The following is a 10,472-nucleotide window of genomic DNA, read 5'->3' on the forward strand; positions in this document are numbered from 1 at the left end:
TGACGTTTGACGAACGGCTTCACATAGATTGGCGGGATTAGGCGCACGTCGTGGCCCAACTTCTCAAATTCCCGACCCCAGCCATGCGCCGTTGCACAAGCCTCCATGGCGATCAGGCATTTAGGCTGCTGCGCCACGAACGCGAGAAACTGACCTCGTGAAAGCTTCTTACGAAACGCGACCGAACCGTCTTGGTGTGCACCGTGCAGCTGGAAAACGCGCTTTGCCAGATCGACACCGATAATAGTAACTTCGGACATGGATACTCCTTCCTTCTGTGATGGTTTCAACACTCATCATAGTGGCACATTGCGATGCCGTCGGGAGGGGGCATCCAAGCCATCAACAGAGTCCGTTGAGCGACTAATCACACAACTGACTGAAACTCAAAGCACCCGAACCGTTGCTAATTACGAGCATCGCGTTGAATAACTGGAACGGTAGAGGCTTAATTCGCGGGAGCGAATATCAAATATTGCAACACCACAAAACCTACAACGAGATGTCCGAACAGGCAAACGGTTTTTCATCAAAGCCTTATAAAACATGGGGAAAAGGGGACATCCACACGAAGAAAACCGTCATTAGATTAGTTTACACTGAGCCCATGATTGTATCCCAGAAAACAGCTGTTCGAACCGGAGAAACGACCTATCCGTTCAAGGCCTTAAACTTCCTCGGCAAGACTAACCTTAAAATGGTGCCCCCGGCCGGACTCGAACCGGCACGGCCTAAGCCAAGAGATTTTAAGTCTCCGATGTCTACCATTCCACCACGGGGGCACGGCGTTTTCGTAACCGCGCGCGCGCGCGGGGGCAAGGGTCAGCTTGTGGGGGCGACGGGGGCTGTGCCCTCTTCTTTGACCGCTTGCATCGCGACATAGGTCGAAGTCCCCGCCACATGCGGCAGGGTCGAGATGAAATCAGCCAGCACTTGGCGGTAGTCGGTCATGCCTTGCGTGCGCACTTTGAGCAGATAATCGAACGATCCGGCGATCATATGGCACTGCTCGATCTGCGGCACGGTCAGCACGGCGCGGTTAAAGGCCTGCAACGCGACTTCGCGGGTGTCTGATAGCCGCACTTCGACAAAGGCAACGTGGTCGCGGCCCAGCCGGATTGGATCGAACAGCGCACGATATCCGCGGATGACACCGTCCGCTTCTAGCCGGCGCAGACGCGCCTGCGTCGGCGATTTGGACAGGCCGATTCGGTCAGCCAGCGCGGTGACGCTGATGCGGCCATCCACGGCCAAAACGTCCAAGATTTTCGCGTCGAAAGAGTCTAGTGCTGCAGTCATTCTGACAACTCGCCACGTTAAAATGCAGACGGATATGCCTGACACTTGCTATTTAGCGGGCAGATCGACTTTGAACAAGACGCTAGAATGCGGCAACCTCAAGGAGTGTGCCATGCCTCTCGATCCCTCTACAGACCTGCGCGCGAGCATCGATATGCAGATGTATGCGCCAGAGATGACGGTTGTCCAAGACCTTGCCGCACGCGCTGGGCTGACAGCCGCCGATCGCGCCCGGATTACCGCCGCCGGGGCCGATCTGGTGCGGCGTATCCGCGCCAGTTCAGAGCCGGGCTTGATGGAAGTTTTCCTCGCGGAATACGGCCTCTCTACGGACGAGGGCATTGCCCTGATGTGTCTGGCAGAAGCCTTGCTGCGCGTGCCGGACGCCGACACCATCGACGCATTGATCGAGGACAAGATCGCGCCAAGCGATTGGGGCAAGCATTTGGGGCACTCCGCGTCGTCCTTGGTGAATGCCTCTACTTGGGCGTTGATGCTGACGGGGCGGGTGCTGGACGACGAAAAGCCCGGCATCACGCGGCATCTGAAGGGCGCGATCAAGCGCTTGGGCGAGCCTGTGATCCGCACCGCCGTTGGCCGCGCCATGCGCGAGATGGGCCGTCAGTTCGTGCTGGGCGAGACGATCGACAAGGCGATGAAACGGGCCGAGGGGATGCAGGCCAAGGGCTTTACCTACTCCTACGACATGCTGGGTGAAGCCGCGCGCACGGACAAGGACGCACGCACGTATCAGCTGGCTTATTCCCGCGCGATTTCCGCCATCGCCGCGCATTGTGTGCATGACAGCGTCGCGGAAAACCCTGGCATTTCGGTTAAGCTGTCGGCCCTGCATCCGCGCTACGAGGTCGCGCAGGCGGACCGCGTCATGGCCGAACTGGTGCCTCGCGTCACGGCGCTTGCGATCTTGGCCAAGGCAGCGGGCATGGGCTTTAACATCGACGCAGAAGAGGCGGACCGCCTGTCCTTGTCGCTGGACGTCATCGGCGCTGTGCTGCGCGAACCAGCTTTGGCGGGCTGGGACGGCTTTGGCATCGTGGTGCAGGCTTACGGGCTCCGCGCAGGTATGGTGATTGACCACCTGCATGCACTGGCCGAAGACCTAGATCGCAAGATCATGGTGCGACTTGTAAAAGGTGCCTATTGGGACGCAGAAATCAAACGCGCACAGGTTATGGGAATGGACGGATTTCCTGTCTTCACCGCCAAGGCCCATACCGACGTCAGCTATATCGCCAATGCGCAAAAGCTGTTGGGCATGACGGACCGTATCTATCCGCAGTTTGCGACGCATAACGCGCATACCGTTGCGGCCATTCTGGACCTTGCGGGGCAGCTGGATCGCAACCCCTCTGATTATGAATTCCAGCGTCTGCACGGCATGGGGGAGACCCTGCACACCATCGTGCTAAACGATCAGCATACCCGCTGCCGCATCTATGCGCCTGTTGGCGCACACGAAGACTTGCTGGCCTATCTCGTGCGCCGCCTGCTGGAAAACGGCGCGAATTCTAGCTTTGTGAACCAGATCGTAGACGAGGATGTCACACCCGAGGCCGTGGCCGCTGATCCGTTTGACCAGATCGGTGTGCGCCACGCGATCCGCAACGGGCCAGACCTGTTCGGTGCAGAGCGGGCGAATTCCAAGGGTTTCGACCTGACGCATGAACCCACGCTGGCGGCGATCGAAAAGGCGCGCGCACCGCACAAGGATGCGGTGTGGGATGTGACGCCGCAGGTGGCCGGATTTGTAGGCACCGGTGAGGCCGCGCCTATGGTGAACCCCGCCCGCCCCGGCGACGTGGTCAGCCGCGTGATCGCGGCCTCGCCTGCGGCAGTGACGGCAGCGTTTGATGCCGCAACGCCATGGGATGCGCCAGCTGGCGCGCGCGCTGATATTCTGGATGCAGCGGCAGGTGCATTCGAGGCGCACTACGGTGAAATCTTTGCGATCTTGACCCGAGAGGCCGGCAAAGGCCTGCCCGACGCCGTGGCGGAACTGCGCGAGGCCGCGGATTTCCTGCGCTACTACGCGTCAGAGGCGCGCCGCATGCCGGACGCCAAGGCACGCGGCATCTGGACCTGCATCAGCCCGTGGAACTTTCCGCTCGCGATCTTTACCGGCCAGATTGCCGCCGCCCTAGCCGCAGGTAACGCCGTGTTGGCGAAACCTGCGCAGCAATCGCCCGCCATCGCGCAGCTGGCCGTGCGCCTGATGCACGAGGCAGGTGTGCCAACCGCCGCGCTGCAATGCCTGCCCGGCGGCGGCAATGTGGGTGCTGCCCTGACCGCCGACGCCCGCGTCGCTGGTGTCGCCTTTACCGGATCGACCGCGACCGCGCGCAAGATCGCGTCCAGCATGGCCGATCACTGCGCCCCCGGCACACCGCTGATCGCGGAAACCGGCGGGCTGAACGCGATGATCGTCGACAGTACTGCCCTGCCGGAACATGCGGTGCGCGACATCGTCAACGGCGCGTTCCGATCCGCTGGTCAGCGCTGTTCGGCCCTGCGCTGCCTGTATGTCCAAGACGACATTGCGGATAAACTGCTGACCATGCTGAAGGGTGCAATGAATACGCTGACCTTGGGCGATCCGTGGGATCTGTCCACGGATATCGGTCCAGTGATCGACGCTGATGCACGCACGGGGATCAACGCGCATATCACGCAGGCCGCAGGCGAAGGCCGCGTTTTGCATCAACTGGCGGTGCCCGGCATGGGCGAATTTGTTGCCCCGACAATCATCGCGCTGGACAGTATTGCCCAGCTAGAGCGTGAAATCTTTGGCCCCGTCCTGCATGTCGTGCGTTTCAAGTCGCAGGATCTGAACAAGGTCATCGATGCCATCAACGCGACGGGTTACGGCCTGACCTTTGGCCTGCACACCCGCATCGACGACCGGGTAGAGACGATGGTAAACCGCATCGACTGCGGCAACATCTACGTGAACCGCGACCAAATCGGTGCCATCGTCGGCTCTCAACCCTTTGGTGGAGAGGGGCTTTCCGGCACCGGACCCAAGGCGGGCGGGCCGCAATATCTGCCCCGCTTTACCGCGCCACGGCCAGCCATCGCGACGCCGTCCGAATGGGACAGCCAAGACAGGCCAGCGCGCCTGACGCAGACTTTGACGGACGCCCCCGTGCCCCCCGCGATGCAGCCGCGCGATATGCCCGGCCCAACGGGCGAGTCCAACCGTCTGACCCTTCACCCACGCGGCCCTGTGCTGTGCCTTGGCCCCGGCCCTGCCGCTGTGGCGGCGCAGGCCAAGCAGGTCGAACAATGGGGCGGGCAGCCCGTGATGGCCCAAGGCACCGTGGCCCCCGGCGTTTTGACAACGCTTGCACCGCTTGCCGCCGTCATCTGGTGGGGCAACGCTGATCAGGGTCGCACCTATGCACGTGCGCTTGCCGACCGCGATGGACCGATCACCGCGCTGATCACAGCGACGCTGGATATCGCCCACGTCATGCATGAACGCCACGTCTGCATCGACACGACAGCCGCAGGCGGTAACGCCGCGCTGCTGGCAGAGGTCGGCGTCCTGACACCCTGACACCGCCAAAGGGGGCGCTGCGCGACTGCGCCCCCTTGACCCGGCCGACTCCTTGACCCGGCCCTACCCCTTGACCCGGCCCTACCCCTTGACCCGGCCCCGCCCCGCTGCACCTATGGGCCATGTTTCCAATCCGCGATCACAACCCGTCCCGGCGCACGCCCTACGTGACCTATGCCCTGCTGATCGCCAATATCGCGGTCTGGCTGTGGTCAGTCGCGACCATCACCGACGATAACGCGCTGAATTGGTTCTACTATAACTACGCCCTGATCCCCGCGCGCCTGACGGGCGGAGAGGGTCTTGCCGGGCTTGTGACGTCGATGTTCCTGCATGCAGGCTTTCTGCACCTCGCCGGCAACATGCTGTTTCTGTTCATCTTTGGCGACAACATAGAGGACCGGATGGGCCATTTGCCATTTGCCGTCTTCTATACCTGCTGCGGCATCGCGGCGGGATTGGCGCAGGTCATGACCGACCCCTCTTCGGCCGTGCCGACCGTCGGCGCGTCCGGCGCGATCGCAGGGGTCATGGGCGGGTATTTGCTGTTATTCCCCCGCGCGCGCGTCGATATCATCCTGATCCTGATCGTATTTTTCAAGATATTCCCAGTGCCCGCTTGGCTGATGCTTGGCCTGTGGTTTGCTATGCAAGCCTTTGGCGGGCTGGGGCCGCAAAGCGATGGCGGCGTGGCCTATTGGGCGCATATCGGGGGGTTTGTGGCCGGGACTATCCTGACCGTGCCGCTTTGGTTGCGGCTGGGCGGCGTGACCTTCTGGCAGGTCACCCACGGGGTGCCGCAAAATCCGCCCATGACCTACATGGACGGATCAAGCCGCATCCCAACGGTGCGCCGCAAGCGTTAAGCTTTGCGGATCACCTTGGCGAAGGTCGCGAAAATATCGTTGTTGGCGCAAAGCACGGTGCCATCAGACAGCGGATCGCCATCCGGCGTGATCGATTCGACAATCGCGCCCGCCTCTTTGGCGATGATCAGGCCAGCGGCCATGTCCCAAGGCTTCAAGCGACGTTCCCAAAAGCCGTCATAACGGCCAGCGGCGACGTAAGCGAGGTCGAGCGAAGCCGCGCCAAACCGGCGCACACCAGCGCAAGTCGGCAGAATACGCGCCAAATCTTGTAGCGTTTCCGGCAGGTCGCTGCGCCCTGCAAAAGGCAGGCCGGTGGCGAAGATGCTGTCGATCAGACGGTGACGGCCCGACACGCGCAGACGGGATTCGTTAACGAACGCACCGCCGCCTTTTTCCGCGTAGAACATCTCGTCCTTGACCGGGTCATAGATGACGCCAGCGACGGCTTGACCCTTATGTTCAAGGGCGATGGACACGGCCCAATGGGGCAAACCGTGCAGGAAATTCGTGGTACCATCCAGCGGATCAACGATCCAGCGACGGGTCGGATCTTCGCCCTCAATCTCTGCACCTTCTTCGCCCAGAAAGCCGTAGCTAGGACGCGCGTGCATCAGCTCGTTGCGGATCGTTTCCTCGGCCTGACGGTCCGCGCGGCTCACAAAATCGCCGGGGCCCTTGGTGCTGACCTGCAGCTGCTCGACCTCGCCAAAGTCCTTGAGCAAGGCGCGGCCGACCTTGCGGGCGGTTTTCATCATTACATTGAGGTTCGCACTGCCAGCCATCGGGGCCTCCGTCCATGGATCAAGGGCGGCGTATAGGACGGGAGGCCGGACCATACAAGGTGCGGCGGCGCGTTGATGTTAAGGGAATCTTTGCAAGCAGGCGCGATAACGCTTTGGAACAGGGAACCAAGGTATGAAATGCTGGACCGTCTGAAAGAACGATTCATCTTGGAAACGCAGCTAACAGCGCACATCGTGCGCCGTGATCGCTTGTCCCGGATGAGCGTTATTCCTGTGGTCAGCGCTATTTTGGCCTACTGTGAAGATTATAAATCTGCCGCCATCGTTGCGCTTATGGTGGTGGTGTCGGAATCGGCTGCATATCTGGCAGGTGCCGGCGTTGGCATCGACGGGCCGCGACCGTCCCCGCGGCGCTGCGTTACCATCTGGGTCGTGGCGGTTTCGACGACGTCTATCTATATGACAGCCGGCGCATTATTTGGGGTAAGCGGGACGACTGCGACCTTAATTTGCGCGTTTATCTGGATGTTTGGCGCACTTGTTCATGTGTCTAATTCATTCGTCGCAGTCCCAATCTACAATTGGTCGATGCTGCTGCCGTCATATGTCATTGTCGCCGTTATTATCAGTGATCTGTTTTCTCGTTCTTTCACCCCGTCTGAACCTATAGACGCCATAGCCGTCGCAGGCTTGCTGCTGGTCTATTTTGCCAACTCGGTCCAAACGACCCAAAATCACAAAGACTCGTTGTCGGCCTATGAAAACATGCGCGAACTTGCCAATCGCCGCCTTGTGGAGCTTGAGGATCTATCTTTACGCGACACATTAACGGGTCTGCCAAACCGGCGTGCGTTCGATGACTTAGCAGGCGAAATATTATGTAGTGATCGCAATGATAAAGCCGCATTAGGCGCGTTGTTATTGATCAACATAAATGGGTTCAAACCCATCAACGACAGCTACGGCCACGCAGCCGGCGATGCCCTTTTGAAAGAAATCGCACGTCGGCTTAGCTCTGATATCATCGGGGCGGACGTCATCGCGCGGCTTGGCGGTGACGAATTTGCGATTGCCTGGCCCGGCCCTCTCAACACATCCGAATTGCACCGAATTGCTGAAAGTATCCTCGACCATTTGCACCAACCAATGCGCTATAGCCATCGCAAGCTGCAAATCACGGCCAGCATTGGCATCGCACCAGCCCACATGGGGGCAAGCGTTGGTCAACTTCTGAACGAAGCGGATCAGGCGATGTATCACGCCAAAAACGGCCTCGAATCGCGGGTTGTTATTTATGATCGGCGCAGCATTCCAAAACGGTCGAACCTGAATGATCGGGCGCGCCTGCTGGCAGCAATGCAGCAAGGTGAAATTTGTCCATTCTACCAACCGCAAGTGGATATCGCGACGAACCGCATTGTCGGGCTTGAAGCATTGGCACGCTGGGTGCAGCCCAACGGTGAAATGCGCACACCCGGCTCTTTCATCCCCGCCATCAACGAGGTGAACCTGCAAGCAGAATTTCAAGATCACATCCTGCATGCGGTCCTGAAAGATATGACTGCCCTGCAAAAAATGCAGCTATTGCCTGACCAAGTGTCGATCAATCTGTCCGAAGTGACGCTGGCAACAACGACGGGCCGCGACGCCCTGATCGAAGTTGTGGCGCAACATCCGAACCTGCGCGGTCACCTGATGTTCGAGGTGACCGAAGATATCTTCATCGCACGCGCCGGACAGACGATTAAGGATTCCATCTCAATGCTCCGCCTGGCCGGAGTGCGCATCTCGCTTGATGATTTTGGCACCGGCTTTGCGACGTTCCAGCATTTGCAGGAACTGGAATTTGACGAACTGAAACTAGACACCGGATTTGTCAGCAAGCTTGGTACGGACCGGGCGACAGATGTGCTGGTAAAATCCTTTTTAGACATGGGCCGCGGGCTTGATGTCTGCATCGTAGCAGAAGGGGTCGAAACAAAAGCGCAACTAGACCTTTTACGGGACATGGGATGCGAAACGGTGCAAGGCTACTTCTTTTCGCCCGCACAGTCCTACGACAATATCTGCGCGATGCTGCAATCCGGGGCTGCAACCGTCGCCGCCTAGGGGCGTTGCAGTTTGACCGCCTCTTGCCGAGCCAACCGGATCACATGACTAAGATATGGCAGCCCATCATCAGCCGTCCGCGTAGCCGCATAAAGCCGTTTTGTTATCCCTTTGGCCGTCAAAGGCCGCGTCACGTAGTCAGAATTATAACGCACCTGTCGCACAACCCAATCAGGCAGCACGGCCACTCCCCTATTGGACGCGACCAACAATAAGATCATCGCCGTCAACTCGACCTGCCGCACCGCCGCAGGTTCGACTTTGGCAGGGGTCAGTAATTCGCTAAAAACATCTAGCCGGTGACGATCGACCGGATAGGTAATCAACGTTTGGCCACGAAAATCTTCAGCCTCGATAAACGTTTTTTGCGCTAAGGGGTGAACAGCAGCCGCAACAAAAACGGGTTCATAATCAAAGATGGGCGTAAAGGTGATCCCTTCCAGCTCTTCCGGATCAGAAGACACGACAAGATCGACCTCCTCTCGGCGCAGTGCTGGCAGCGCATCAAAAGCTAGACCCGGACGAATATCGACATCGACTTCCGGCCACGCCTTACGAAAGGATTCCAGCACGGGCATCAGCCATTCGAAACAGGCGTGGCATTCGATCGCGATATGCAGCCGGCCTGCCTTACCTGTGATCAGTCCCTCAAACTCTGCCTCTAGCGCGGCGACCTGGGGCAAGATGCTTTCCGCCGCCGCCAGCAGCTTCATGCCCGCGGCAGATAACCGCAATGGCTTGGTGCGCCGCACGAACAACTCGACTCCTGCCTGATCCTCGATCCCCTTGATCTGGTGTGACAGGGCGGATTGGGTTATGCCCAGCAAATCCGCCGCATTCGACAAACCACCCGTATCGTGGATTGCCTTGATCGTGCGCAGGTGACGGAACTCGATATGCATATCGCAGTTATCCTCATAATCATCGTGAGCGTTATGAATTTGCCTCATATGCCGCGAGATGACACATATGACAAGACCGCAGAACAGGATGCCGCCATGACACACCCCAAGATTTCCTTTGAATTCTTCCCGCCGAAAAACCTCGAAGGGTCATTCCGGCTGTGGGATTGTGTGAACGTGCTGGCCCCGCTTGCGCCTGAATTTGTGTCAGTCACCTATGGCGCTGGCGGCACCACTCGCAAACTGACGCATGAAGCGGTCACGACGATTGATAAAACCACTGGCCTGAAGGTCGCCGCGCACCTGACCTGCGTTGACGCAACCCGCGCTGAAACCCTTGCAATTGCAGAAGAATATGCGGCAGCTGGCATCACGGACATCGTGGCACTGCGCGGCGATGCGCCCAAGGGCAGCGAAAAGTTCACCGCCCACGCGGACGGCTTTGCATCCTCGGTCGAACTGATTGAAGCCTTGTCGGCGACTGGCAAGTTCACGCTGCGCGTCGGGGCCTATCCCGAAAAGCACCCCGAAGCGGCGAGCCAAGACGCGGACGTAGAGTGGCTGAAGCGCAAGATTGACGCGGGTGCCGCCGCCGCAATCACGCAGTTTTTCTTCGAGGCGGACACCTTTTTCCGCTTCCGCGACAAATGCGTGAAGGCCGGGATCAACGCCCCGATCATCCCCGGCATCCTGCCCGTCGAAAACTGGAAGGGCGCATCAAAGTTCGCCCTAGCGACAGGCACGTCGATCCCGCCGGTCATTGCGCAAGCCTTTGAAAACGCGCTGCGCGACGGCAATGCTGATTTGTTGGCCACCGCATTGGCGACAGAGCTGTGCGACGATCTGCTGCAAGGCGGCGTCGATCACCTGCACTTTTATACACTGAACAAGCCGCAGCTGACGCATGATGTCTGCCGTGCCCTTGGCATTGCACCCCAGCCGCGCTTGCAAAACGTCGCCTGACCCGGCAGCT

Annotated in this window: 7 protein-coding genes, 1 tRNA gene and 1 pseudogene; 4 read left to right on the forward strand and 5 right to left on the reverse strand. The window is 59.3% G+C overall.

What is annotated here, in order from left to right:
* The 3 genes and pseudogenes from BM131_RS05260 to BM131_RS05270 all read right to left on the reverse strand — a co-directional run.
* A pseudogene (locus BM131_RS05260) lies at positions 1–260 on the reverse strand (IS110 family transposase); the annotation flags it as partial.
* Between the two features lie 438 nt (positions 261–698).
* Positions 699–782 (reverse strand) — tRNA-Leu (locus BM131_RS05265).
* 40 nt (positions 783–822) lie between these two features.
* Positions 823–1,299 (reverse strand): Lrp/AsnC family transcriptional regulator, encoded by a 477-nt coding sequence (locus BM131_RS05270; RefSeq protein WP_090186670.1) that lies wholly within the window; start codon positions 1,297–1,299, stop codon positions 823–825.
* A gap of 112 nt (positions 1,300–1,411) precedes the next feature.
* Here BM131_RS05270 and putA point away from each other — a divergent pair, with 112 nt between their 5' ends.
* Both putA and BM131_RS05280 read left to right on the forward strand, forming a co-directional pair.
* Positions 1,412–4,876, forward strand: coding sequence for a bifunctional proline dehydrogenase/L-glutamate gamma-semialdehyde dehydrogenase PutA (gene putA, locus BM131_RS05275; RefSeq protein WP_090186672.1), 3,465 nt, complete (start codon positions 1,412–1,414; stop codon positions 4,874–4,876).
* Positions 4,877–4,998: 122 nt separating this feature from the next.
* The gene (locus BM131_RS05280) at positions 4,999–5,742 is read left to right on the forward strand and encodes a rhomboid family intramembrane serine protease (protein WP_090186675.1); all 744 of its coding nucleotides are present in this window, start codon (positions 4,999–5,001) and stop codon (positions 5,740–5,742) included.
* On the opposite strand, the gene BM131_RS05285 is transcribed toward BM131_RS05280, so the two are convergent.
* Entirely contained in the window at positions 5,739–6,527 is a 789-nt protein-coding gene (locus BM131_RS05285) for an inositol monophosphatase family protein (protein WP_090186677.1), read from the reverse strand. The two genes, BM131_RS05280 and BM131_RS05285, sit on opposite strands and share 4 nt — an antisense overlap.
* Before the next feature lie 138 nt (positions 6,528–6,665).
* Here BM131_RS05285 and BM131_RS05290 point away from each other — a divergent pair, with 138 nt between their 5' ends.
* Entirely contained in the window at positions 6,666–8,597 is a 1,932-nt protein-coding gene (locus BM131_RS05290; RefSeq protein WP_175499190.1) for a putative bifunctional diguanylate cyclase/phosphodiesterase, read from the forward strand.
* Here the strand turns inward: BM131_RS05290 and BM131_RS05295 are convergent.
* Complete coding sequence (locus BM131_RS05295; protein WP_090186683.1) at positions 8,594–9,499, reverse strand: LysR family transcriptional regulator; 906 nt, start codon at positions 9,497–9,499, stop codon at positions 8,594–8,596. The two genes, BM131_RS05290 and BM131_RS05295, sit on opposite strands and share 4 nt — an antisense overlap.
* 96 nt (positions 9,500–9,595) lie before the next feature.
* On the opposite strand from BM131_RS05295, the gene metF reads away from it, so the two are divergent.
* A complete protein-coding gene (gene metF, locus BM131_RS05300; RefSeq protein ID WP_090187155.1) occupies positions 9,596–10,462 on the forward strand; it encodes a methylenetetrahydrofolate reductase [NAD(P)H] in 867 nt (288 codons plus the stop codon).
* Positions 10,463–10,472 lie beyond the last annotated feature (10 nt).

It is taken from the genome of Loktanella salsilacus (genome assembly GCF_900114485.1).
In the GTDB taxonomy this organism is placed as follows: domain Bacteria; phylum Pseudomonadota; class Alphaproteobacteria; order Rhodobacterales; family Rhodobacteraceae; genus Loktanella; species Loktanella salsilacus.